At 53.2% G+C, this 24,995-nt stretch carries 24 protein-coding genes and 4 pseudogenes; 22 read left to right on the forward strand and 6 right to left on the reverse strand.

All coding sequences use genetic code 11. The features are described from left to right. Positions 1-22 precede the first annotated feature (22 nt). From CVV65_RS16870 to CVV65_RS16480, 5 genes are all read left to right on the forward strand, one after another. Positions 23-370: a hypothetical protein gene (locus CVV65_RS16870; RefSeq protein WP_198592083.1), complete on the forward strand. Its 348-nt coding sequence runs from the start codon at positions 23-25 to the stop codon at positions 368-370. 1,124 nt (positions 371-1,494) lie between these two features. Continuing rightward, a complete protein-coding gene (locus CVV65_RS17035; RefSeq protein WP_232796676.1) occupies positions 1,495-1,986 on the forward strand; it encodes a GDP-mannose 4,6-dehydratase in 492 nt (163 codons plus the stop codon). 21 nt (positions 1,987-2,007) lie between these two features. After that, on the forward strand, positions 2,008-2,208 hold the full coding sequence (locus tag CVV65_RS17040; RefSeq protein WP_232796677.1) for a hypothetical protein: 201 nt from the start codon (positions 2,008-2,010) through the stop codon (positions 2,206-2,208). Then, the gene (locus tag CVV65_RS17045) at positions 2,192-2,539 is read left to right on the forward strand and encodes a hypothetical protein (RefSeq protein WP_100666678.1); all 348 of its coding nucleotides are present in this window, start codon (positions 2,192-2,194) and stop codon (positions 2,537-2,539) included. The genes CVV65_RS17040 and CVV65_RS17045 overlap by 17 nt, the downstream gene beginning before the upstream one ends. A 772-nt stretch (positions 2,540-3,311) precedes the next feature. Next, positions 3,312-4,007, forward strand: a complete 696-nt coding sequence (locus CVV65_RS16480; protein WP_133121187.1) for a glycosyltransferase family 4 protein — start codon at positions 3,312-3,314, stop codon at positions 4,005-4,007. A gap of 151 nt (positions 4,008-4,158) precedes the next feature. Here the strand turns inward: CVV65_RS16480 and CVV65_RS01710 are convergent, their stop codons facing one another. Further along, entirely contained in the window at positions 4,159-4,725 is a 567-nt protein-coding gene (locus tag CVV65_RS01710; protein WP_100666680.1) for an IS630 family transposase, read from the reverse strand. Next, complete coding sequence (locus CVV65_RS17360; protein WP_157935335.1) at positions 4,697-5,011, reverse strand: helix-turn-helix domain-containing protein; 315 nt, start codon at positions 5,009-5,011, stop codon at positions 4,697-4,699. Before CVV65_RS17360 ends, CVV65_RS01710 begins: the two co-directional genes overlap by 29 nt. Positions 5,012-5,062: 51 nt before the next feature. Here CVV65_RS17360 and CVV65_RS16655 point away from each other — a divergent pair, with 51 nt between their 5' ends. Further along, positions 5,063-5,437, forward strand: coding sequence for an EAL domain-containing protein (locus CVV65_RS16655; RefSeq protein ID WP_157935336.1), 375 nt, complete (start codon positions 5,063-5,065; stop codon positions 5,435-5,437). A gap of 124 nt (positions 5,438-5,561) precedes the next feature. Further along, positions 5,562-5,924: an EAL domain-containing protein gene (locus CVV65_RS01720; protein WP_100666682.1), complete on the forward strand. Its 363-nt coding sequence runs from the start codon at positions 5,562-5,564 to the stop codon at positions 5,922-5,924. 223 nt (positions 5,925-6,147) lie between these two features. Here the strand turns inward: CVV65_RS01720 and CVV65_RS16875 are convergent, their stop codons facing one another. The 3 genes and pseudogenes from CVV65_RS16875 to CVV65_RS01725 all read right to left on the reverse strand — a co-directional run. Further along, positions 6,148-6,423 carry a hypothetical protein gene (locus CVV65_RS16875; RefSeq protein WP_198592214.1) on the reverse strand — a complete coding sequence of 92 codons (276 nt, stop codon included), beginning with the start codon at positions 6,421-6,423 and terminating at the stop codon, positions 6,148-6,150. 48 nt (positions 6,424-6,471) lie between these two features. Beyond that, positions 6,472-6,741: pseudogene (locus CVV65_RS17365) on the reverse strand (hypothetical protein); the annotation flags it as partial. Next, positions 6,647-7,510 (reverse strand): annotated as a pseudogene (locus CVV65_RS01725) (IS4 family transposase); the annotation flags it as partial. The pseudogenes CVV65_RS01725 and CVV65_RS17365, both read right to left, overlap by 95 nt. Positions 7,511-7,709: 199 nt before the next feature. Here CVV65_RS01725 and rfbB point away from each other — a divergent pair. The 14 genes and pseudogenes from rfbB (at position 7,710) to CVV65_RS01800 (ending at position 22,284) form a co-directional block, all read left to right on the forward strand. Then, positions 7,710-8,732: a dTDP-glucose 4,6-dehydratase gene (gene rfbB, locus CVV65_RS01730; protein ID WP_100666683.1), complete on the forward strand. Its 1,023-nt coding sequence runs from the start codon at positions 7,710-7,712 to the stop codon at positions 8,730-8,732. Continuing rightward, entirely contained in the window at positions 8,729-9,589 is an 861-nt protein-coding gene (rfbD, locus tag CVV65_RS01735) for a dTDP-4-dehydrorhamnose reductase (RefSeq protein WP_100666684.1), read from the forward strand. Before rfbB ends, rfbD begins: the two co-directional genes overlap by 4 nt. A gap of 5 nt (positions 9,590-9,594) precedes the next feature. Then, positions 9,595-10,161, forward strand: coding sequence for a dTDP-4-dehydrorhamnose 3,5-epimerase family protein (locus tag CVV65_RS01740; RefSeq protein WP_157935338.1), 567 nt, complete (start codon positions 9,595-9,597; stop codon positions 10,159-10,161). A 12-nt stretch (positions 10,162-10,173) separates the two neighbouring features. After that, positions 10,174-11,106 (forward strand): glucose-1-phosphate thymidylyltransferase RfbA, encoded by a 933-nt coding sequence (rfbA, locus tag CVV65_RS01745; RefSeq protein ID WP_100666686.1) that lies wholly within the window; start codon positions 10,174-10,176, stop codon positions 11,104-11,106. 62 nt (positions 11,107-11,168) lie between these two features. Then, positions 11,169-11,972: pseudogene (locus CVV65_RS01750) on the forward strand (glycosyltransferase family 2 protein); the annotation flags it as partial. After that, positions 11,969-12,817, forward strand: coding sequence for a glycosyltransferase family 2 protein (locus tag CVV65_RS01755; RefSeq protein WP_100666688.1), 849 nt, complete (start codon positions 11,969-11,971; stop codon positions 12,815-12,817). The pseudogene CVV65_RS01750 and the gene CVV65_RS01755, both read left to right, overlap by 4 nt. Before the next feature lie 277 nt (positions 12,818-13,094). After that, positions 13,095-13,391: pseudogene (locus CVV65_RS01760) on the forward strand (transposase); the annotation flags it as partial. 522 nt (positions 13,392-13,913) lie between these two features. Then, positions 13,914-14,966 (forward strand): glycosyltransferase family 4 protein, encoded by a 1,053-nt coding sequence (locus CVV65_RS01765; protein ID WP_100666689.1) that lies wholly within the window; start codon positions 13,914-13,916, stop codon positions 14,964-14,966. Between the two features lie 549 nt (positions 14,967-15,515). Further along, positions 15,516-16,580, forward strand: coding sequence for a hypothetical protein (locus CVV65_RS01770; protein WP_133121188.1), 1,065 nt, complete (start codon positions 15,516-15,518; stop codon positions 16,578-16,580). A gap of 222 nt (positions 16,581-16,802) precedes the next feature. Then, positions 16,803-17,900: a glycosyltransferase family 4 protein gene (locus tag CVV65_RS01780; protein WP_100669104.1), complete on the forward strand. Its 1,098-nt coding sequence runs from the start codon at positions 16,803-16,805 to the stop codon at positions 17,898-17,900. Positions 17,901-18,075: 175 nt separating this feature from the next. After that, positions 18,076-19,035, forward strand: coding sequence for an NAD-dependent epimerase/dehydratase family protein (locus CVV65_RS01785; protein WP_100666692.1), 960 nt, complete (start codon positions 18,076-18,078; stop codon positions 19,033-19,035). Positions 19,036-19,046: 11 nt separating this feature from the next. Continuing rightward, positions 19,047-20,411 (forward strand): sugar transferase, encoded by a 1,365-nt coding sequence (locus tag CVV65_RS01790; protein ID WP_100666693.1) that lies wholly within the window; start codon positions 19,047-19,049, stop codon positions 20,409-20,411. Between the two features lie 224 nt (positions 20,412-20,635). Further along, positions 20,636-21,781, forward strand: coding sequence for an ImmA/IrrE family metallo-endopeptidase (locus CVV65_RS01795; protein WP_100666694.1), 1,146 nt, complete (start codon positions 20,636-20,638; stop codon positions 21,779-21,781). A gap of 2 nt (positions 21,782-21,783) precedes the next feature. Further along, complete coding sequence (locus CVV65_RS01800; protein WP_100666695.1) at positions 21,784-22,284, forward strand: DUF4411 family protein; 501 nt, start codon at positions 21,784-21,786, stop codon at positions 22,282-22,284. A 317-nt stretch (positions 22,285-22,601) separates the two neighbouring features. Here CVV65_RS01800 and CVV65_RS01805 read toward each other — a convergent pair whose 3' ends face one another. Next, complete coding sequence (locus CVV65_RS01805; protein WP_100666696.1) at positions 22,602-23,747, reverse strand: IS630 family transposase; 1,146 nt, start codon at positions 23,745-23,747, stop codon at positions 22,602-22,604. Between the two features lie 164 nt (positions 23,748-23,911). Between CVV65_RS01805 and splB the strand changes: the two genes are divergently transcribed. Beyond that, positions 23,912-24,937 carry a spore photoproduct lyase gene (gene splB, locus CVV65_RS01810; RefSeq protein WP_100666697.1) on the forward strand — a complete coding sequence of 342 codons (1,026 nt, stop codon included), beginning with the start codon at positions 23,912-23,914 and terminating at the stop codon, positions 24,935-24,937. Positions 24,938-24,995: the final 58 nt, after the last annotated feature.

Raw genomic sequence — 24,995 nt, forward strand, 5'->3', positions numbered from 1 at the left:
GGGGTGCGGGACGTCCTCGTGGATGCGGCGCGTACCACTCGCAAATATGGGCTGGGATGGCTGTTTATCAGTCAAACCCTTTCAAGCCTTCACACCGAGATCCTTCAACAGTTGCGCGTCTTCTTTTTCGGGTTTGGATTGGGACTTTGGTCAGGAATTTCAGGCGCTGCGTCAGCTCGTTGGTTTCGCCGGGCCGGCTTTGGGTCTCTATCAGCTTTTCCGGGATCCCCACTCGGCTTTTGATACCGCCAGCCGCCAATATTCGTTCATGACCATTGGCCCGGTGAGCCCGCTCTCCTTTGCCGGTACGCCTCTTTTTTTTCAATGCATTCAACACAGTCGAAGCCTTTTTGGAAGCGAACAACTTTAGAGTGTAACACCATCAGCCGGCCGGACCGTTACCGCAACGATGCGGGCGTCTGTTCAACCGTAAGTTAGCTTGTACACCTAAACTCCTTTTCTTTGTTTACGGCGTTGCTGTCGTAATGTTTATAGATACCGTAGACAACTTGACCAAGTCCATTTGTGGTTGCGCAAAGACAAGTAACTGTATGATGTCGATTTATCTCCCCTGATTATGGAAACAGGAGCTGTCCGCGTGGGTGTGCGCCGGGCGGGAAGCGGTGCGGCGCCGGGAACTGGAGCGGGCAGTCTACCCAGGTGTTCGCCGTGGAACGCACCTGCCGGGAAATGGCCCTGTGCAGGTTTGCAGTGCCTTGCTCCAAATCGTTCGCAACGTCTATTGTGATTTTGAATTATTGAAAGGATCAAGGATCCCAGTAGTGAATGGGATTACCGTGTGACCGGACGGGAGGAGGACTGCCGACATATTTATCGAAAATGGGATCTCCTCGTTCAAGCATCTTTCCTTCGAATAGGCACCGACCATCATGACATGGAACAACATCTTGAATTTCCATAGCTCCACGCACCGTATTCCCGGCAACGAAAAGGACGTACTGTTCTCCACGGGCTCGTTCGCGGTTGACCCTCTAACACGCTCGACCTGCTTGGTAAAGATCCTGTGGCGACATGCCATTCCTCCACCCGACCATCGTACGGTCAAGACAGTCTGTCTCAGGGTTTACTTCCTCGGCATTTTTAAGGTAAATCAAGATCATCGTTCCCACCATCCTTAATTGAGAAATCCCCGAGGTGAGCTTTGTTATCGCCAGACTCCACCCCTGAAAACGATTGTATCGTTCGAATTGGTGCGTTTCAACCAATATTATCGCACCCCACTTTGCAGGAACTCAAGGCGTCTCGTGGACATATGTCCTGTAAAGCTACTACTGCGAAGCGAACGAACGCCAATTGGTATAATAAGATTGGATCAACAGATGCGCTGCGACGATCTCCGGCCGGCTGCCGATCGCCCTGGAATCAGCGGCTCCGCAACAAGCCGCGTGTTGAGCGAAGCCCCCGTGATGGCGTATACTGCCGTCAAAACCGTACAAATGAGCGAAACCAATCGGGAGAGGGCGGGTGCGGGGAATGGACACAGTATTGGTAATCGGGTGGGGCCGGGTACACGGCAGCCATGTGGTGAAGCGGTTGGTGGAGGCGGTGCGGCCGGTGGTGGTGCTGGAGAATGAGAGCACCGGGCATCGGGAAACCGTGCGTGCTGTGGAAGCGCTGACGGGGTGGGAGATTCCATACGTACCGGGGGATGTGGGCGATGGGGACGGCGTTCGCCTGATCGTCGAAGAGCACCGGGTGGGTGCGGTGATGCATTTTGCGGCGAAAAGCGTCGTGGGTGAATCCGTGCGGCACCCGGAGGTGTACTTTGCGGAAAATGCCGCGAGGGGGATCGCGTTTTTTTCGGGCGTTGTGCGAGGCCGGGGCGAGTCGGATCGTGCTGTCCTCCACGGCGGCGGTGTACGGGAATCCAGAGGGGTGCCGATTCCGGAGGAGCACCCGGTGCGGCCGATCAATCCGTTCGGTGCGTCGAAGGTGATGCTGGAGCAGGTGCTGGGTTGGCTGTAGACCACTTTTCCGATGCAGTGGGTGGCACTGAGGCATTTTAATGCGACGGGAGCTGACTCGTCCGGGCGATTGGGTGAACGGCACGACCCGGAGACGCATTTGATCCCCATCGTGCTTGAGGCGGCGCTGGGCCGGCGGGAGCAGGTGACGGTGTTCGGCACGGATTACGACACCGGATGGAACGTGCATTCGGGACTACATCTACGTGCTGGATCTGGCTGACGCCCATCTGGAGGCGCTGGCGGCACTCGATGGCGGTCACCCTTCGGCGATTTTCAACGTCGGGACGGGGCGGGGGCATTCGGTGCTCGAGGTGATCCGGATGGCCGAGGAGGTGTCCGGGCGGACCGTCCCGGTGGAGCTGGGGGCCGGCGTCCGGGGGATCCGCCGGTGCTGGTGGCGGACGGAGGCCGGCTGCGGGAAATCGACTCGCAACCGCGGCACGGCCTGCGGGAGATCGTGGCCTCGGCGAGGGCTTGGCATCGGGGTCAGGGGCGGTAAGTCGGGCTTCTTCGCGCGGTGGGCGATGCACTGGGCGGAGGACGCTGGGTAAGACCACACTCTGGCGCCGCCGAATATGCGGTGCCCGCCGGGTGTTGTTTTCACGGCGAAAACGAAGGAGCAGTTGGAGGGATTGGCTATGGGGGATCCGGCGGTCAAAAAGGCGTTGACGACGCTGGAGTTTTTGTGGAAGGAGCAGGGCAGGAGGGAAGAGAACAAGGGGAGGAAAGAGGGGAGAGAATGAAGGGATCGGGAGGCACGAAAGGAGGTGCCAAAGAACTTCTTGGGGATGGGGCTGACTGTGGAGCAAGTGGCGGAAGGAACCGGACTAAGTCGTGAGGAGATCGAGGCCATCCGCTTATTGACCTAGTGCAAACTATAAATGAAAGGGGCGGAGACAGTTGGGGACGCCCGCCAAGATCACATTCATTCTCCCAGGTTCGGGTCATCATCCTGTGGGTGGTTTCAAGGTTGTCTATGAATACGCCAATGGGCTTGCGCGTCGTGGGCATCAGGTTACGGTGGTGCATCCGGCAGTTCTCAAAAAGGATGCTTCTTTGGTGACTCGGAGTAAAGGATGGTTACGCTACGTACAAAGAAGCTGGGATGGGTCGTATCGGCCTTCTTCTTGGTTCCGAGCTGATCCAGCTGTACGGTTGGTGTGGTTGCCGTCCTTGAAAGAACGATATATCCCTGATGGGGAGGTCATAGTTGCAACAGCTTGGCAAACCGCCGAATGGGTCGCGGAATATTCCCCGGCAAAAGGCAGGAAGTTCTATCTCATTCAGCACAAAGAAACGTGGTCTGGTCCTGAGGAAAGAGTGATGAACACCTGGAGCCTTCCCCTTCGAAAGATCGTCATCGCAAAATGGCTGCAGGACATCGCGGAACAGATGGGCGAAACAGCCGAGTACATACCAAATGGCTTGGATATTGAGGCGTTTGGGATGGACATTCCTCCTGAAGATCGGGACGGATGCCGTGTCATGATGCTGTACCACGAGTATGACTGGAAGGGATCCCGGGATGGATTGCGGGCTCTGGAGATGGTGAAGGAATGCCAACCGGATCTTCACGTGACATTGTTCGGTGTTCCGTCGAAACCTTCGGGACTTCCCTCATGGATCGAGTATTTTCAAAATCCTCCTCAGCGAGTTCTTCGCCGATTGTACAACGAGGCGGCTGTTTTTTTGGCAACTAGTTGGAGTGAAGGATGGGGGCTTCCAGCATCGGAGGCCATGATTTGCGGAGCGGCGGTGGTAGCCACAGATATCGGGGGACACCGTGAATTTGCGATGGATGTGGAGACGGCATTGCTCGTTCCACCACGAGATCCTTCCGCCATGGCTAATCAAGTTCAAAGGCTCCTTGCCAGCCCGAGATTGCGGATTGACCTGGCATACAGAGGAAACCGGTTTATTCAGCGGTTTACTTGGCAGCGTTCGGTCGACGCAATGGAACGTTGCTTTTTTCAGAGCGTCGAATCGCGAGAGGCCGTTTTCGATGAGGAGATGAGGTGATGCAGCCACTTGTATGTATCTCATCATGATTTCGATGGGCGGTATTCCCCCTGTCCTCGTTGGTTGCGGGAATTGAAGAAAGATGTCTGTACGGTTGCAAGTTGACATTGGGTGTTGGCTTGAAATCATGTGAAATTAAACGAGTGCCCTTTCAGACAACCTTGATCTTCTTTTGCTCACGTAGAAGTCTGGCATGGCGGCTGTGCTTGTTTCGCCAACGCAGGTACGACCGAATCGCTGTGGCCAACGCCTCGTGATTTGGATAGTGACTCCCACGCAACACAAACGATCGCAACGGAGCAAAATGACATTCGATTCGGTTCAACCATGATGCCTGGGTCGGTGTAAAAACCAGTTCTACATCGTTTTCTGCAGCCCACTCAGTCACAGTACGATGCTTGTGAGGTGAAAAATTATCCAAGACCACGTACAGCCGTTCAGACCGGTGATACCGCCGGCGGAGCAACTTGAGAAAACGCAGTATGTCCTGGTGCTTCTTGCTGGATGAGACGTGCCCGTACAGCTTATCCGCTTTCAGATCCAGAGCCGCAAACAAGTGCCTCACCCCGTGGGTGCGGCGGTACGTTGCCGGCAATCGATCGGGCCGACTTTTCGGGTACCATCCGCAACCGGAAAACGGCTGAATGGACAACGGTCCAAACTCGTCAATGCAGATGACCCGTCCGTCTTTAGGCGGATTCCGGTAGAGCGACTGGATTCGTTTTTTTTACCTCAAACTCAGGATCATTCGAGGCTTTCCATGTCTTGGTATGCTGGTAGGTGATGTCGGCTTCCTCCAGAATGACACGGATAGTCTCAATGCTAATGGAGGTCACGATGCCCCGCCTTTCGGCCTCCTCTTTGAGCTTGGACAGTGACCAATGGGTAAAGGGCAAACCCAAGGTGTTTGGCGGGATCTGGGCCAACTCAATGATCGCGGCTCTTTGTTCTTCGGTAAAGGTCCGCGGTCGTCCGCCTCTGTACCGGGGTTTTAAGGCCTCCAATCCATGCTGATTGGGATTATGGAGAGGAAGAATGCCCCAGGGGCCCCGATCATGGAAACAGGAGCTGTCCGCATGGGTGTGCGCCGGGCGGGAAGGGGTGCGGCGGAGGTGGGAGTTGATGAAGAGGCGGTGCAGCGTCGGGAGCTGGAGCGGTTCATCCGGGACCGCAACATGGTGACACTGTTTCAGCCCATCATCCCTCTGGCCGACGGGGAGACTATCGGGTTTGAGGTGTTGAACCGGCCGCCGCTGAGCTCGTCGTTTGCCAATGCGGAGGCATTTTACCGTTATGTCGGGCAGTCCACCCAGGTGTTCGTCGTGGAGCGCAGTTGCCGGGATATGGCCCTGTGCCGGTTTGCGGAACAGGTCGGGAGAAGTGAGACCTGCAGGATGCCCTGCTCTTCCTCAACATCCATCCCCATGTGATTTTGGACCCTTCGTTTCGGCCCGGGCACACCCTGCGCCTAGTGGAGGATTACGGCTTTTCCCCTTCCCAAATTGTGCTCGAGTTGACCGAGCGCGGGGCGATTGAGGACTACGGCCGGTTCGCCTGCCTGCTCCACCATTAACGTCCCAGGGCTTTTGGGTGGCGGTGGACGATGCGGGAACCGGGTACAACAGCCTCCAGACCCTCGTCTGTTTACAGCCGAAGTTTCTTAAATTGGATCGTTTCTTGGTGCGGGGCATCGCCGACAATGCGGCGGCCCGACGAATGGCGGCGCTGCTCCTGGACTACGCCCGGGAGGCGGGCACCCGGGTGATCGGTGAAGGGATCGAGACCGCCGAGGAGTTCGCCTGCCTACTGGATATGGGTGTGAAGCTTGGACAAGGGTGCCTGATCGGGCGGGCGGCCCGGCGGCCCGAGCGCTGGAGTGATCAGGCGATGCCGCGCGGTCGGATGAGATTGGCGTAAATGACGGGCCAACAACTCAGAGACGCATGTACACAGTCACGGAGGTATCGTGTCTATATTCTATGGCGGCACTATCTTGGTCCTGTCCTGCTACTGTCGTATAATGTCGATAGCACAGCCGGCCCGCTCATTGGATCTTTTCTATGTTATCCGCAGTTTGAACATGGGTGTGCTGTGGGCGGTGGCTGTTCTAGGAAAATTATATAACTCAAATTTCGCAACCTCAGGCAGCGAGTTTTGCCTTGATTGTGATGGGTAAATGCTCGATGAACTGCTGTACAATCTGCTCGATCACGTCGTGGTCCTGTGTGATGATTCGATCCAAGGCGGTTCTGAGCAACTCCAGAAGGAGTCTGAGTGCATCGATAAATCGTAGATCGTCGAGTTCATTACAGCAATCGAAAAACAGACCGCCGCTGGTTCGGGGATCCCGAGCGTCTCTGGAGGTTACTGACAACATGATGGAGCGGGTGAACACGATGGTTGTGTGCGCGAACATTTGGTCATACGTGCGCCCCTGAAGTTCTTTCGCCAGTCGGAGATAGGATTTGGTGACCTTGAACAATGTCTCGATGTCCCATCGCTTCCCATAGATCCGGACGATCTCTTCGTCGGCCAGGTGAGTGTCGGTACATAGAAGCGCCAGCCACCTGCGGGAACGGCTTCGATCTCGCACGAACACAATCTTGGCCGCTACCGGCTGCCCCGTTTTCTCCCTCTCCCAACTGGACGGTGACGGAGCCCAGAATCTTGGCTCGGCCCCGGCGCTTGCGGATCGCTTGGTACAGCTGGGAAAGCCTGAAGTGCTGGCCTTCATAGCCGTATCGGACCTTGGGCATATTCTTGAGCATGCACACGAGGTGCAGAGAGTGGCGAACGGCCTGCAGAATCGTCGATGGGTAGGAAAACCAGCTATCGAACAACAGGTATTTGGCCGAGATACCCATGGCTTGAGCCTGTTCCAGCAGTTTGAACATGACGTCTGTGGCCTTGCGTGTCCCCTCCTGTCGCCGCTTATAGCCGCAGGTGCGTTTATCGACCGATTCGTTGATGCCACATAGCCGATTTCGTTTGTTTTCAGAACTCAACAACGACAAGCACAAGGGGACAAACGAGTTCCCATCCGACCAACTCAACGTGAGCATGCGAAAGCCTCGTACAAACTGATGAGACACATGATCATAGACCTTAGACAGCAGTTCCATCTTTTTACTTCGGCTGCGGCTAAACAGAGAATCATCGATGATGAACACATCGGTTCGGTTCTCGGACGTAAGTCGGGCAAAGCGGTGCACCACCGCAGAGCTGAGCAACAGCAGAAAGCGCCGCCAGTTGTGCCGGGGAGAGTTGAGGAACCGATACACCGTGTCCTTGCCGAACTTGTCCATGAGTTGATGTTCCAGAACACTCTTCAGAATGCGCTGGTAAAAGACCAGTGTAAACAGCAGGCGAAAGACTTCCAGGACAGAAATGCCGGCTTGTTTCGTGATATGGGATTTTCTAAGCAGTTTCCCAACCTGGTACTCTTTGAAGAACGCCATTACCATAGATTGGAGTTGATCTGGATGCTGAGAATCACGTATCATGTAGGAAACATCCTCTCTTTTTGGCGTAGATTCTGGTCTTGGTAACTCCAGTCTAGCAAAAGATGAGGATGTTTTGCTTATCTATGACTCAAAAACCCAGTGAAATCAACGATCTAAAGGTTCATGCTGGGTGCGAAACTTGAGTTATATAATACTCATGTTATATGCGTTGGTCAATTCTTGGGGGGGGGAATTGGTTATGAAACTATTGGTAACCGGAGGAGCCGGGTTTATTGGCAGTAACTTCGTTCATTATATGTTGAATGAGCACCCCACCTATCGAATCGTCACCGTGGATGCATTGACCTACGCGGGGAACCTTGAAAATCTAAAAAACGTCGAGGATGATCCGCGCCACCAGTTTGTGAAGGGCGACATATGTGACAGGTTGCTTGTATTCGATTTGGTTTCCGACGGGTTTGATGTCATAGTCAACTTTGCAGCGGAATCCCATGTCGATCGAAGCATTCTTGATGCCTCTCCCTTTGTCCGTACCAACGTCTTGGGTACACAAGTTTTGCTCGATGCCGTTCGGGAGTTTGGGGTTTCCAAATATATTCAGGTGTCTACCGATGAGGTATATGGCAGTCTCAACGGCGACGGCTATTTCACTGAAGATACGCCTTTGTCCCCAAACAGTCCCTATTCGGCGAGCAAAGCGAGTGCGGATTTACTCGTCCGCGCCGCTCATCATACATATGGGATCGATGTCAACATCACCCGTTGCTCGAACAATTACGGACCATTCCAGTTTCCAGAGAAACTCATTCCCCTTACAATTTCCAATGCCTTGGAAAATCGTTCGATACCGGTGTACGGCGATGGACAACAGGTGAGAGATTGGCTGCATGTACTGGATCACTGTCGGGCGATTGATCAGGTCATCCACCACGGTCGTCCCGGGGAGGTTTACAACATCGGGGGACATAACGAGAGGACGAACCTTGAGGTTGTCAAACGGATTCTGAGCCTGTTGAACAAGCCGGAATCACTGATCCAACATGTGCAGGACAGGCCGGGCCACGACCGCAGGTACGCCATCGACGCGACGAAAATTCGCAGGGAATTGGGTTGGGCTCCCCAATATGGGTTCGAAGAAGGGTTACGGCAGACCATTCAATGGTACTTGGACCACCAAGAGTGGCTGCAAAGGGTAAAGTCAAAAGACTATATGCGCTACTATGAACGGCAATACAGCAGGCGAATGGGGTTTGTAGGATGAAGATTATTGTTACGGGTGCGAATGGACAGTTGGGGTGTGACCTCATCCGGGTGTTGGAGACCGAGGACACTGTCGTACCCTTCAGTCACAGAGATCTGGATGTGACCGATAACGACCGAGTGTCTCGGGTGATTGAGGATGTGCGTCCGGAAGTGGTCATCCACGCCGCGGCTTACACCCGGGTGGACGAAGCCGAAAGAGATCCGGATGAAGCATTCCGGGTAAACGCCATCGGAGCGAGGAACGTGGCGGCGGCCGCAGAGGCGGTGGGGGCGAAGGTTGTGTATGTCAGTACGGATTATGTGTTCGACGGAAAGAAACCATCGTACTCAGAGTTCGACACCCCATCGCCAATTAACGTGTACGGACGTTCGAAATTGGCGGGGGAGCAGATGACCGCTTTCTTCAATCGGCGGCATTTCATTGTGCGCACCTCCTGGCTATACGGACGTAACGGGAAAAATTTCGTGAAGACAATGCTGGAATTGACCCGTCAGGGAAAACCTGTCCGGGTTGTGAACGATCAGATCGGCTCCCCAACATACACCATGGATCTGGCCCGTTTCATTGGAAGGCTGATTTCGACCAATCTGTTCGGCACCTACCACGCTTCGAACTCGGGAAGTTGTTCTTGGTATGAATTTGCCAAGGCCATTTTCAAAGAGGCCGGATTCAGTGACGTTCAGGTGGAGCCCATTTCTTCGCGGGAACTGGCGCGGGCGGCGGCAAGACCCGCTTTCTCCGTGTTGGATCATCAGGCGATTCGTCTGAACGGGCTGGAGGCTTTACGCCCCTGGCGGGAAGCGCTTCGGGACTTTGTGCGCCACGATCTAACCGAGGCACAGAAAGAAGGGTGAGAGTTGTGAACGATCATGCGCTTCCCAGATTATCCCTGAACGATATCGGGGTTGAATACCGCGAGCTTGTGACGACCCAGGAGTATGGTCCCAAACCCAGGATCGAGGGCGTGCAGATCTTGGATCTGCGGTGGTTTACGGATGACGGAGGTGCTTTTACAGAGTTGGCTCGACTTGACGAACAAGGTTGTTTGGCCGTATTGCCGGAATTTCAGGTGCGCCAAGTGAACTATTCGGTGGTGTTGCCGGGAGCGGTGAAAGCCTGGCATTTTCATTTCAATCAAGAGGATGTCTGGTTTATCCCGCCCACGGTCCGATTGTTGGTGGGGCTGCTGGATGTCCGGACATCTTCTCCAACCTATCGGAACACCATGCGTTTCGTGATGGGGGCGGGCAAAGCGCAGGTCCTTTACATCCCTCGCGGTGTTGCCCACGGTGTGGCCAACATTTGGGCTCAGGATGCGTACATGATGTACTTGGTCAACCAACAATTTGATCCTGAGCAACCCGATGAAAACCGATTGCCGTGGGATGTATTGGGTGATTCGTTTTGGCAGATCCAGAAGGGGTAAGGAGAGATACCGATGAAAGGCATTCTGTTGGCCGGTGGTTCGGGGACCCGGTTGCATCCCATGACGTCGGTTGCCAGCAAACACCTCATGCCGGTCTACGATAAGCCCATGATCTACTACCCGCTTTCGACTCTCTTATTGGCGGGGATCCGGGATATCGTACTGATTTCGACACCCAGAGATCTTCCCCTTTATCAGCGGGTTTTGGGGGACGGGTCGCGGTTGGGGATCAGACTATCATATATGGAACAGGAAAGACCTGCGGGGATTGCTCAAGCATTTCTCATTGCGGAATCGTTCATCGGGAACGATTCGGTCTGTCTGATTCTTGGAGATAACATTTTTTACGGACACGGACTTGGGGAGATGGTCCGTCGACATACCCTCCTTGAACATGGGGCCGTGATCTTCGGTTATTGGGTAAAAGATCCCGAGCGCTACGGGGTCGTGGAATTCGACGAGGATCAGCGAGTTGTCGGTTTGGAGGAAAAGCCGTCTCAGCCCAAATCGAATTACGCGGTCTCCGGCTTGTATTTTTACGATCATGAGGTGGTGCAGATCGCAAAGGCACTCAAACCGTCCGCCAGGGGTGAGCTTGAGATCACCGACGTGAATCGGGAATATTTGCGGAGAGGACAATTGCGGGTGGAGATCATGGGGCGGGGAATCGCCTGGCTCGATACGGGAACCCCGCCGAGTTTGCTCGATGCGGCGAATTTCGTGGCCACGGTGGAACGGCGCCAAGGTCTCAAAATCGCGTGTCTTGAGGAGATTGCCTATCGTGTGGGATATATTTCGCTGGATGATCTGGAAGCATTGATCCGGGATATGCCGGACACGGACTACAGAGGGTACTTGGAATACCTTTGGTATACCGAAGTAAAGAGGTTGGGTGAATCGTCCAGAAAAAATGTTAACTGGTTGAGGCGAACACGGGTGAGGTGAAGTGTTGTGGATACTAGGATTTCTGTGGTCATAAATACATTTAATGAAGAAAAAATTTAGCATTTGCTTTGCGCTCTGTAAAGAATTGGGCAGATGAAATCGTGGTTGTTGATATGTATAGTGAAGACCGAACGACCGAGATTGCCAAGCAATATGGAGCTAAAGTTTTTTATCATGACCGTATCGGCTTTGTTGAACCAGCGCGTAACTATGCTATATCCAGGACTCAAGGTGATTGGATTCTCGTTCTAGATGCTGATGAAGTCGTTCCGCTGTCTCTCAGCCAGATGTTATGTCAGATTGTGGAGGATGATAGGGCAGACGTTGTAAAGATACCTAGGCTTAACTATCTATTAGGAGCACCAATGTATTTTTGTGGCTGGGGACCGGGTCAGGATAGGCATATGCGGTTCTTTAAGCGTAATATGCTGATCATGAGTGAGGATATCCATAAGCCGCCTCAGCCCACATCAGATGCACGTGTGTATGAGATAGAATACACCGAGCCGGGTCTAGCTTTGATCCATTTCAACTATATTGATGCCACGCAATTTATTGAAAAATTGAACCGGTATACCACGATTGAAGCTGTACAGGCATATGACCGAGGCCAAAGGCCCTCAACGATAACTATAATATGGACAATGATAAAGGAGTTTCTTATTCGCTACGTTTTGTTGCAAGGTTTCCGGGACGGGTGGCGTGGTTGGTATCTATCTTTGTTTATGATGTTCTACAGAGCAGCGACTTTCACTAAGTTGACGGAGTTCCAGCGGTACGGAGGTCGAGAACGTGTAATCAGGGATTATCAGAACCTGGCTGAACAGATCGTCCGTGAACATGAACGCGAGGTGACACAAACGTGAGCTGCCCGTCGGTTTATATCGTTGTTATAAACTGGAATGGTTATGAAGACACATCGCGTTGCTTAACATCTCTTCGGGATTTAGAGTATCCAACTTACAGGATTATTGTTATTGATAATGGATCTGATGATGGTTCGGTCGAGCTCCTAAGAAAAAATTATCCGAATGTAATAATTTTGGAAGCCAAGGAGAACGTTGGATTCGCTCGTGGCAATAACATTGGGATTCGGTATGCTTTGAATCATTATGCAGCATATGTATGGTTATTAAATAATGATACTACTGTGTCTCGAACTGCTCTCTTTGAGCTTGTGCAAGTTGCAGAATCGGATGTCACCATCGGTGCTGTAGGTTCGGTAGTTTATTACATGAATTGTCCTGAGAAGATCCAGGTTTGGGGTGGTGGTTGGGTGAATACATGGATTGGAAGGGCCGGACATTTTATAACTCCCGTCCCCTCACAACGTCTAGACTATGTTGTTGGAGCGAGTATCCTTCTCCGATCAGATGCCTTACGAGATGTAGGGTATCTTGACGAAGACTACTTTATGTATTGGGAGGATACCGATATAAGTTTTCGTTTAAGAAAAGCTGGGTGGAAATTGGCAGTAGCCCCAAATTCTAAGGTTTTCCATAAAGTTTCTGGGTCGATAGGGGAAGGTAGCGAGGCATTTCATTTTTACTTCAATAGATCAGCCAAACGTTTCTTTCAAAGATACTGTGTGATGCCATGGGTTCCAATTAGCATTGGAGTAGGTGGGCGTCTGGCTAAACTTGTCGTAAAAAAGAATTGGAAGGCTGTTAGGGCTATAGTGAGGTCAATGTTTGTACCTAGTAAAATATGAAACAGGGTGGACGATTCCATTCGGACTTAAAGACCAAATCCGATGAACAGCCAAAAACGAATGGATTGATTCTCTACTTAGGGCCTGCTGAACGAATCTCCGATCGGCGCATACGGAAAGGGGGCCTGACCGGAAGAGCCATCCGAAAAAAGTGCACAAAAGAATTCGCAGTCGGCGCTCCAGATTCATCACCAGCATCTGAAGGGCGATGACCGTCTCGCTGGTGGTCTGCGGGCGTGCCCGAATCCAGCCAAGCCCATACAGACGCTTGCCTTCGCCAGGTGTAGAGATCCACATCATTCTGGACAACCACTCCGCTCATACGTCCAAGCAGATCCGAGACTATTTGGAAAGCGTGCCGGGCCGTTTTACATGTGTGTTCACCCCGAAACACGGTTCCTGGCTCAATATCATCGAATCTTGTTTCGCCAAGATGAGCCGGACTGTTCTACGGCACATCCGGGTGAACTCGAAGGAGGAACTGCGGGAACGGATCGAACGGTACTTGGACGAACTCAACGAGCACCCCGTTTCATTCCGATGGCGCTATGGGCTTCAAGTGATCAGGGAGTGACAAAGACCCTTCAAGCATGTCGAATTATGCGGTGCACAGTTTTTAGGAAACTATCTGCTATGGGTCCTGTGAACAAGTCCTTGATCCAATGAAGATCGTGCATATATAGTACATTGAATGTTAGGCGGACACTACATATGGGAGATTTTCGCCGACTCAAAGACTTTTTCATAGGACCCCTAGGGTTCATGTTCTCCCAAGCCTTATCACTGAATCTCCTGGCTTGGTTACACTGGAGGCTGCCGCAAGCGGAGCGGCCGTCGTGTCCGGGAAATACCCAACTTTGTATGACTATGTGGGCTCCAGAATCTACTATTGTGATCCAGGATCCCTATCATCCATACAAGCAACAGTACTGGACGCTTACACAAACGGTCCTCAGGAGGGTCTGAGACAGTACGTGTTGGATCATTTATCGTGGGATAGCGTTGCGGACAAACTTATACATGTGTATAAGCAACTGGTGGATTAGGCGGGGTGTGAGTAGGGGATATTTAAATCCAGGTTCAGGAGGATTAGAACGTGCGCGTTGTTGTGATTGCATTGTCCGTGGGAGGGGCCATGGGGCAGTATGTTAGTGAACTCGCGAGGGGTTTGAGTGGCAAGGTTGAACTTTACGTTTTTGCCCCTTCTCACTACGAGTATGCCGAGGGTATCGACCGGTTACATTGCTTTTACATGGGGGAAACTCGTGGTCGACGTCTGCTCCATCTGTTAAACATTTTAGAGGCTTGGTGCGTATGGAGACGTATCAAGGCATTAGAACCCGATGTAATCCATCTGTTTAATGGCGAAGGATATCCTTGGGGACTCTTTTTTGCTTGGGCTTCGAGAAAGGCTGGGGTTCCTTTGCTTGTAACTCTACACGATCCAGAACCACATCCAGGAAATGTATGGGAATCTCTGAATGCTCGAATGAGAGGATTCACTCTGAAGCAGGCAACAGCCATCCACATCCATACAGCACGGTTTAAGCCGCTACTGGCTAAGCAGGGCATTGATGAAACTTTCATTCACATAATACCTCATGGCAGCTTGGCAAGGAGATTTCTGAAGCACAGGGAGCAAGGAATCCAACGCGAGCCGATTGTTCTATTTTTTGGTAGATTAGAGGCTTATAAGGGTCTTGATATATTGGTTGAGGCTGGGTTAGCCTTGAAAGGGAAGGTACGGGTGGTCATTGCGGGCCCTGGCAACCTGGAGACTGAGATTCTACAAAAAATAAAAGAACACCCCGATGTCTTTGAGTTACATAACCGGTTTCTTGATGACAAAGAGGTTGCTCATCTATTCCAATGGGCTTCAGTTTGTGTTCTACCCTACAAACATGCGACGCAGTCGAGCGTTCCCTTGATTGCGGCTGCTTTCAATGTGCCGGTGGTTGCAACTTCTTTAGGGGGATTTATAGAAGATGTTCCGAGGGTGAATGGTGTACTTGTCCCTCCGGGTGATGTTAACGCATTGGTTGCAGGAATCGGCGAAGCGCTGCACAGACGGCCCGTCTATCCACGTGAGCTCGAATTTGATTCACTAGCTGATAGCTTTATGAACATGTACATGTCAATTCTTCGGTGACGTATGGTCAGTCACGTCTGGGGACGTTCTTTGAAAGCGGGGAACAAGGTAGAGACGTCATGGCCTACCCCGAAACGATAGTTGAGAAATCAATTCGGTCTATTTGAACCTTGCCAGAACCTCTGCGTGTCTACCGAACATAGATGCGCACGGTGAACTTTAACACTTGAAAAGGTAGTGCGGATACATGTATGTCGTACTGTATTTTGACCATGCACATGTAGACCTCAGGAGACTGACCGGGGGTGGTTACCTTTGAGTGATACGGAATTCAGGTTGGTACTTTCGGCGGTGCACGTTGCTTTTTATCTTATATGTTTTTTCATTACATTTAGACCGATCATGACAACGTTTCATCTGACTCTGATCATGGCCAGTATAGCTTTCGGGATACGGCCTGCGTTGAGTGCTATTGCTGATAGTTATACTTTGTATCCTACTGCCGGGGGAACTTGGGCGTATGAGAGTGGAATGATATACCAATTCCTGTTTATGTTTACCTATGCTGTTGGCTACTTAATCAGATACCGATCAACATGGGGTAACCATGTGAAGATTCAGCTTAAACCATCAAAATCCGGATTAGTAGTATCGCTACTTCTCGGGCTAGGGGCAGTCTTGGCCATTCACCTCCTTTCCCATGGGTTGTGGTTGCCTACCCGCAGAAGCCAAACACTCACGTCCGTTGTTCCTTTCGGAAAATATCTTTTCCCGCTTGCTGTGATACCACTTACGATGGTTCTACCGTTAGTTTTCGTTCGTCTACAATACAAGATGACCCCTTTACGCCTGCTTGTGGGTGCACTTGTAGTCGGTGTATGCGTGGTTTTACTGTCACTTTTGTACCAGCGCGGCTTTATTTTAATCGGGATTATATTATTTCTGTGGATGTTGGACAGACTCCACCGGTTAAGTGTGAAAAGAGCTGTTACATTTGGAGTTGCGGCTTTGGTACTCTTATTTACCATAAGACCAGTGGTCAACGAAGTGTTGACCATATCACGGCCCACTGTTGATACACATCAGGACCAAAACGTGCCTCTTCGTGTCACTGATTTTGTAAGGGAGAATATACTGTCTAAGCCTAATTTTGATAATGCTGATGTTTGGCCGGTTGTAATTGACTTTGTGAAGAGAAACGGGGAACTAGAGGGATCCGGCTATCTAGCTGTTCCTTTGCGTTTTTTTTCGCCGTCATTACGGAACGAACTGAATGTGCCGACAGTAGTTGATACGTTGAATTCCTATTATTGGGGCGAGAGTTATTGGAAAACAAATTTCGGTTTTAATGTAACGATGTCGCAAGAGCTGTACATGAATTTTGGTTTGATTGGTTTGTTTCTTGGGTGGCTTCCTGGCCTACTTACTGCCGTTGTTGATCGTTACTTGTCTAGGCTTCAAACGGTCAGGGATTATACGCTTTATGTGGTGTTTGCGGGCTGGGTTTGCGGCGGTTTTACGAGCGATACTGCAGGCATTGTCCAATGGAGCGTAGCCATATTACTGTTTGCCTTGCTACTTAGGGCGGTAGGTAGGGTGCGCTTAACGAGTGGGGGGATTAACGATAGTCCTGCGTCTGGAAAAGGAGGGCGCCTCTGTGCCGACCGGTCTTGATGGCCCGATCTGTGGCCGGGGGATTTGGCAGTGTATTATGGAGTTGGACCAGTGTTTAGTTGCTAAGAACGCGTTGCATGCGCGTGGACCCGTTCATTACCAAACATTTACTGAGCACTTTTCCGTACCTCTTTTTTTGTGTAAATCGCTCACCGAAGGGGTGTTGCGTCTGCTAAGCGGAACACAGGTCAGCAAGATGTGGAAGGAAGAGAGAGTGGCTTGGTGAAACTATTCTACCTCATCACCCGCAGCGAGCAGGGCGGGGCGCAAACGCATGTGTTGGATTTGATTCGCGGTTTCCGGGGTCGGGCCGACATCGTTCTGGGAGTCGGGGAAGAAGGGTATTTGGCTGAACAGGTTCGGGATTCCGGCATAGACGTTCATGTGCTTCCCCATCTGGTCCAGCCTGTGAGTCCTGCGAAGGATTGGTTGGCTTTGTGGGAAATCAATTCGTTGATCCGCAAGTTCCAGCCCGACCTGGTTCATGCTCATTCGTCGAAGGCGGGGTTTTTGGGGCGGTTGGCGGCATACAGGGCTGGGGTACCGGCGGTGTTTACCGCCCACGGATGGGCGTTCGCAGACGGTGTGCCGTGGGGCCGCAAGATCGTCGCCACGGTTAGCGAACGGCGGGCGGGGCGCTGGTGTGAGCGGATCATTACGGTATCAGAAGCGGATCGCATCCTGGCTCTGCGGCATCGGATAGCCGATGAAAACACCTTGGTGACCATCCGCAACGGGATTGCGGATACGCCGCGGAGAGCAGAACCGACGAACACTGATGAGCCGCGCATTGTGATGGTGGCTCGTTTTGCCCGACCAAAAGATCAATCGCTTTTGATTCGAGCACTTGAAGGTCTCAATGGGGAGTTTTCCTTGTCCTTTGTCGGCGATGGGCCAACTCGCCGAGAAATGGAAGCCCTGACAGCGAACTCCTCGATTTGCCATCGAATCACCTTTCTTGGTGCCCGCGCAGATGTGGCCGAACTCTTGGCAAAAGCCCACGTGTTTGTGTTGACGTCAAATTGGGAGGGCTTTCCGATCAGCATTTTGGAAGCGATGCGGGCGGGACTGCCGGTGGTGGCGTCGGACGTGGGAGGCGTGTGCGAGGCGGTGGTGGACGGGGAGACCGGATATTTGGTGCCACGGGGGGATGAGGTGACCCTGCGGGATCGGCTGAAGCGGTTGATCACCAATCCAGACCTCCGTACACGCATGGGACAAGCCGGCAGGCGTCGGTATGAACAGCATTTTACGCTCGACAAGATGCTAAATCGGACCTGGCAAGTCTATGAAGAGGTTTTGCGCGAACATCGGCGGTGAGGTGGCGTTGAAAGTTGTTTTCTTGTGCCTGGCGGGCGGGGATTGGCTTGTCGAACCTTGTCCTTTGACGTAGAATAACTTTTGTTCGTATGTCTCGGGCCGATAGGATTCGTTGGGGAGTTGGCGATGCTCCGAGGTTCAATAACGCGAGTATCGGGGTGCGGAGGTGAAACGGGTGCGGGTGTTGGTAACCGGGGGTGCGGGTTTTATCGGTTCCCATGTGGTGGACCGACTGTGTGAAGAAGGCCACGATGTGGCGGTGGTGGACGACCTGAGCACTGGTCGAGAGGATCAGGTCCATCCCTTGGCCCTGTTACATATTCAGTCCGTGGAATGTCAATCCCTCGCCGATGTCTTCGGGAATGTTCGTCCGGAGGTGGTGATTCACCTCGCTGCGCAAAGCAATGTGCCCAGGTCAATCCGGGATCCTCTGGCCGACGGGCGGGTCAATGTACTGGGTACTGTCAACGTGTTGAACCAGTGCAGGGAATACGGCGTGCGGAAGATCATCTATGCCTCATCGGCCGCCGTGTACGGTGAGCCTCAGTATCTGGCTATTGACGAGGCGCACCCGATCCTCCCCTCCTCCTTCTATGGCATTTCAAAATTCACCCCGGAATTGTACATCCGACGTTATGCGGATTTGTACGGCCTGGACTATACGATTTTGCGTTTTGCCAATGTTTACGGTCCCCGCCAGGACCCAAATGGGGAGGGCGGAGTCGTCTCAATCTTTGTGGACAAGCTGTTGCGGGGGGAGACGGCTTATATCGATGGGGACGGGGAGCAGACCCGGGACTTTGTCTACGTGGAAGATGTGGCGGCGGCCAATGTAGCGGCCATAACCCTCGGGTCTCGGGAAGTGGTGAACATCGCAACCGGTCATCCCACCTCGGTGAATGAACTGTGGGATACATTGCGTCAATTGTCGGGCTCGAAGGCCCGGGCCGTTCATCGGGAGCCTCGACCGGGGGATATCCGTGACAGTTATCTTGCCAACGATCGAGCACGCCGGGTGCTGGACTGGGAGCCGAGCTTTACGCTGCAGGAGGGGCTTGAGCGGACCTTGGCGAATTATGAACAGCGGTTCGCTGGTGCCCCGACCGGTGTCGGCAAGGACAGCTTTTTAAAGTAAGGAGATGGGCCATGAATACCTCCGGGGACAGCATCGTCAAGAAAATCCTCTGGATGGCCTTGGATCTCGCGATCTTGTACGGCAGCTTCATGCTCGCCTATGTTCTGCGTTTCCATCACGGCATTCCGCCGGAGAACCTTGACCCATTCTTCTTTTTGGCCCCTTGGGTTGGCGCGGCGGCCTTATTGATTTTTTATTTTTTCGATCTGTACGCCACCACGGCGAGGAAACATCTGGTTCAGATGTTGCAATCGGTGATCGTGTCCGAGGCGTTGCTGGCCTTGGTGATCATGGCCCTGAGTTTCTGGGGCCGGGGATTCGCCTTTCCGCGCACGGTCATTTTCCTCGGGATGTTCCTGGAGACCATTCTGGCTATGTCGGCCCGGGTGGTTGCTTGGTCCACCCATTGGATGACCAGCGGCAAGCGCCGGGTGCTCATCGTGTCCACCGGGTCGCTGGATGCGGCACGGTATCGTGAAAAGCTGGCGCGTCATGCGCCGGGATGGTTTGCGGTGGCGGGAACGGCCACGGCAGACCAATTGGAAAAAGAACCGGATATCCTGGATGATGTGGACGTGCTGTTGCTCTCGCCCCGGCTGTCGAGAGAGCACAAAGAGTTTGTTTTGCGGGTCGGGGTTCGCTGTGGGAAGGAAGTGCTGCTGGTTCCCGATGCTTATGAGCTGTTTTTGGCCGGGACCCAGTGGCAACAGATCGACGACCTACTGGTGCTGTCGGTGACGCCGCCGACCCTGTCTCCGTTTCAGCGATCGGTGAAGCGTCTGATGGATGTGGTTGCGTCTGCAGTGTTGATTATGTTAACTTCTCCCCTAATGATATTGCTGTTCGTGCTCGTTCCGTTGACCTCTCCGGGCCCTGCCCTGTATCGCCAGGAACGGCTGGGGGAACGGCGGAAACCTTTTGTGCTCTATAAGTTTCGGAGCATGGTGCGGGATGCCGAGAAGTTGACGGGCCCGGTGTTGGCCTCCGAGGATGATCCGCGCATCACGCCCTTGGGGCGCCTGATGCGCTCGACCCGGTTGGATGAGTTACCCCAGTTGTTCAACGTGCTCAAAGGCGACATGAGCCTGGTGGGGCCTCGGCCGGAACGGCGTCATTTTGTTGAGCAATTTGAGCAAGACCTGCCCCATTACGGGTACCGCATGGCGGTGAAGCCGGGGATTACGGGCCTGGCCCAGGTGATGGCCAATTACAGTACCACGGCCGAAGACAAACTGCGGTACGATCTCCTTTACATACGAAATTATTCTATTTTGTTGGATATCAAAATTCTGTTTCAAACCCTGGCGATCCTGTTTCGCCGGGACCGGTCGGCGGGGGTGCGCCGAGAAGAGGTATCCAAAGAGGCGGTGCGGTGAGGACATTCACGCGAGATTAGGATCGAGTATGCTAGTATGGAGGACGATGGCGATTCCCGGTTGTGGTACTCCCTTCAGTCTCTCACTGGTATGAAATGTGCCGTACCGGACGAATTTACATGGGAGAACATCTCAACGACCGGGGGGTGGCCACCCGGAGGCGATCTAAAAAATCCGTTTATTATTCTGGCTTTCTACTGACCCCAGTGAAAGGAGGTCGGCCGATGACGACCGTGGCTGTAAGCGAACGGGTGCTACGATGGGCGATTGACCGGACGGCAGACCCGATCGCGCTCCAACAAAAGTTTCCCAAACTTCCTGAATGGCTTAGCGGGGAAAGCCAGCCAACATTGCGGCAACTTGAAAATTTCGCGGTTGCGACTTCCGTCCCACTCGGATATCTGTTTCTTTCTGAGCCTCCTGAGGAGCGGTTGCCGATACACCTGTTTCGCACTCTGGACGGTAAACACGTGACCCGACCGAGTCCTGGACTTTTGGAAACGGTTCGCATGATGGAGAGACGCCAGGCATGGATGCGTGACTACCTCGTGGAGCGAGGGCAGGAACCGCTATCTTTTGTTGGATCAGCAAGTGCGGCGAGTGACCCCGGCGATATTGCTCGGGCGATGAGGAAGACGTTGGGCATTGACGCCGGGTGGGCAAAAAAGCAATCGACTTGGGAGATAGCCCTGCGGGCGTTGCAAAGGAAGATGGAGAATGTCGGTATCCTTGTCGTGGTGAACGGTATCGTGGGAAACAATACACGCCGCAAACTGGATGTAAAGGAATTTCGGGGGTTTGTGCTGGTTGACGAATACGCACCCCTCGTTTTTGTGAATGGTGCCGATGCTAAGGGGGCTCAGATGTTTACCTTGGCGCACGAATTGGCACACATCTGGTTCGGTAAGAGCGCTGCCTTTGATCTGCGGGAACTCCAGCCGGCGAACGACGAACTGGAGCAAAAATGCGATCGCGCTGCCGCCGAGTTCCTTGTTCCTGCGGAGGAGTTGCGGTCGGTTTGGGACCAAATGAAACACGAGGCGAGACCCTATCAAATGATTGCCCGCCATTTTAAGGTCAGTGAGTTGGTTATCGCACGAAGGGCTCTTGATTTGGCCCTGATTAGCCGTGAAGACTTCCTGGAATTTTACAGGGGTTATGTGAGCCGCGAACGGGACAGTCAAGATCAGGATCATGTCGGTGGGAATTTCTATCTAACGCAGCATCTTCGAATCAGCCGGCGCTTCGCGGAGGCTGTTGTCCGCTCCGTGAAGGAGGGTAGGACTCTATATGATGAGGCGTATCGTCTGACCGGGTTATACGGGACATCCTTCGAACGGTACGCCCAACGTCTTGATACTGGGGAGTAGTCATGGTGGATGTGATAACATATGTACTTGACGCAAATGTGTTTATCGAGGCGGCCAGAAGATACTATGCCTTTGATCTCGCTCCTGCATTTTGGAGAGCGTTGATTGAACATGCAATCCAAGGGCGCGTGTTGAGTATCGATCGGGTAAGTGAGGAACTCAAGAAGGGCAATGATGACCTGGCCAAATGGGCAAAGAATGAGTTTCACGACTGGTTTGTCTCCACCGCAGAGCATTCCGTCATCGAGTGCTATCGTTCAATTATGGAGTGGGTGCACAGCCGGAGTCAATTTTCGGATGCGGCGAAAGCGGATTTTGCGGGCGGTGCGGATGGTTGGCTCGTTGCGTTCGCGAGGACGCGTGGATATGTTGTCGTCACCCATGAGCAGTTTGATGACAAGATCAAGCGCAAGGTTCCGATTCCAAACGTATGCCGCGCATTTGATGTTACAAGTGTCGATACCTTTGCTATGCTTCGAGAACTGGGCGTGAGGTTAGGCTGATCCTGCTCCTGCGGAGTGCAAAGTTATGTTGCAATAAGCGGGAATAAAGTACTAACATTCGGGCGATCGTAAATCAGGAGAAATAGGAATGGCGTAGTGGGGAGGGGCTCCAGGATGGGTGATGGGAACCTGTGGGCTTACGTCTGAATTTTGGCGCGAGGAGTTATCGCACACGTTAGGCGAAGGTGGGTGGAGACGCAGCCGAAGTGTTGTTCGCGCGCTGAAGATTGAACGTGGGGAAGGGTTTTGGAGGCATACTAGTAGATCGTTTCCGAAAAACTGTTCACCGCATAATTCGACATGCTTGAAAGGTTTTGTCACTCTCTGACCATTTGAAGCCCATAGCGCCATCGGAATGGAACGGGGTGTTTGTTGAGTTCATCCAAGTACTGTTCAATCCGTTCCCGCAGTTCCTCCTTCGAGTTCACCCGGATGTGCCGCAGAACAGTCCGGCTCATTTGGGCGAAAAAAGATTCGATGATGTTGAGCCAAGAACCGTGTTTCGGTGTGAACACAAATGTAAAACGGCCCGGCACGCTTTCCAAATAGCTTCGGGTCTGCTTGGACGTATGAGCAGAGTGGTTATCCAAAATGATGTGGATCTCTACACCGGGCGGATAGTACGCATCGACCACCTTCAAAAACTCAATGAACTCCGCACTCCGGTGTCGTTCGCACAACGAATGATGCACATGGCCCGTTACAAGATCAATCCCGCTGAGAACACTGAGCGTCCCCAACCGGACGTATTCGTGATCCCGCTGAAGCGTTCCTCCCACTCCCGGTTTAGGGAGTCGGTCAGGTGCCGTGTTCGCGATGGCCTGGATGCCTGGCTTTTCGTCATATGACAGAATGGCTTTCAGAGGAGCTTGCGGGTCGCCGGCCTCCCGTAAGATCTCCACCTCTTGGTAGACCGCCAGTACCTCAGCCATCTTGGCGTCAAATTCAGGGTCGCGTTTTTCCAGATAGTATTCGATGCGGTGAGGGTGGATGTCCTGTGCTCTCAGAATTTTTGAGATGGTTCCTTTCGCCAGGCGAGCCAAGGACGGGTGTCCCGCCTCCTCACAATGTGCACGGACATGTTGCGCCAGCAGGCTGTACGTCCACACTTCGTGCGGGTATCCAAGGGCCGTCGGCTTTTGGCAAGCCAAGGAGATCAGCCAAGCCTTCGCTTCCGGGGTGATGACCTCCGGATGACCGGAGCGGGGCAGATCATCCAAGGCTTGCAAGACGCCCACTTTCCGAGCGCGGCGGATTGTTCCGTTGACCGCAACGAGGCTCATGCCCAAGTCCCGTGCAATGGCTGCCTTGTTCTGTCCGTCCGCACACAGGAGAAGGATGCTCGCTCTTTGGACATGGCGAACACTTTCCGAGCGGGATTGGCGAATGCGTTCCAACTGCATTCGTTCCTCTTCCGTCAGTGTAATTTCTGGATGCAACTTTCGATAGACACGCCCCGGCATTCTGCTCCCTCATTTCTACACGTATCGTCACCTTACCCTATCATATGTCGATTGCAAATGCTGTCGAAACAAGGGAAACGATCTACTAGGGGATGAAGATCATATCGCCCGCCGGAGCCCGGCTGGATGGAGGCTGACGGCACGGCGTCCCCGGAGGAGAGACGATGCAACCGTTCATTCCGGATCGCGCCTTTTTCGAACCCCGGGCGTTGGACTACCCTATTGGCCGGGACATTTACCGTCGTCTTCAGGATCTCGGCGTCGAGATTCGTTACACGACGTCCCACAACCGGGTGACCGGCATACCCGGCGATGATGACCTGCAGCGGTATCGAAACGCAAAACGAACCCTGGTGGTCGGGGTTCGCCGGAGCCTGGAATTCGACACCTCCAGGCCGTCGGCGGAATACGCCATTCCCATCGCGACCGGGTGTATCGGCCACTGCCACTATTGTTACTTGCAGACCACTCTGGGCGCCAAGCCCTACGTGCGGGTGTATGTCAACATTCCGGAAATCCTTGAACGGGCGCATCGCTATATCGACGAGCGCAGACCCCGGATCACTCGTTTTGAAGCGGCCTGCACCTCCGATCCCCTGAGTCTGGAGCACCTGACGGGAAATCTGCGCCGGCTGATCGAATTCATGGGACAAGAGGAATACGGGCGACTGCGGTTTGTGACCAAGTACGACCTGGTGGACAGTCTGCTGGACGCCCGCCACAACGGTCACACCCGGATCCGCTTTTCCGTGAACAGCGACTATGTGGTGCGGAATTTTGAAGCGAACACCGCTTCTCTCGAGGAGCGCCTGGCGGCGGCGCGCAGGGTGGCGGAGGCCGGCTATCCCCTCGGCTTCATTATCGCGCCCATCTATCTGTACGAGGGATGGCGGGAGGAATATGAAGAGCTGGTGAGGCGGGTGAGCCGGGCCATGCCCCCGGACCGTCGCCAAGGTGTGACCTTTGAACTGATTCAGCACCGTTTCACCCGCCCTGCAAAACGGGTCATTGAAAAACGATATCCCAAGACCAAGCTTGATCTGGACGAGTCAAGGCGCAAATATAAATGGGGCCGCTACGGAATCGGCAAATTCGTGTATCCCGACGAACAACAGGCGGAGATCCGGGAATGGTTTCACCGGTGGATCGCCGACTATGTTCCCGGGGCGATCATTGAGTATTTTACGTGATCCGGAATGGGGAAAAGCCCTCCAAGCCGTCGGTTCTGTCGGCACCGTCGCCCGGTGA

The organism is Kyrpidia spormannii (assembly GCF_002804065.1).
GTDB lineage: Bacteria > Bacillota > Bacilli > Kyrpidiales > Kyrpidiaceae > Kyrpidia > Kyrpidia spormannii.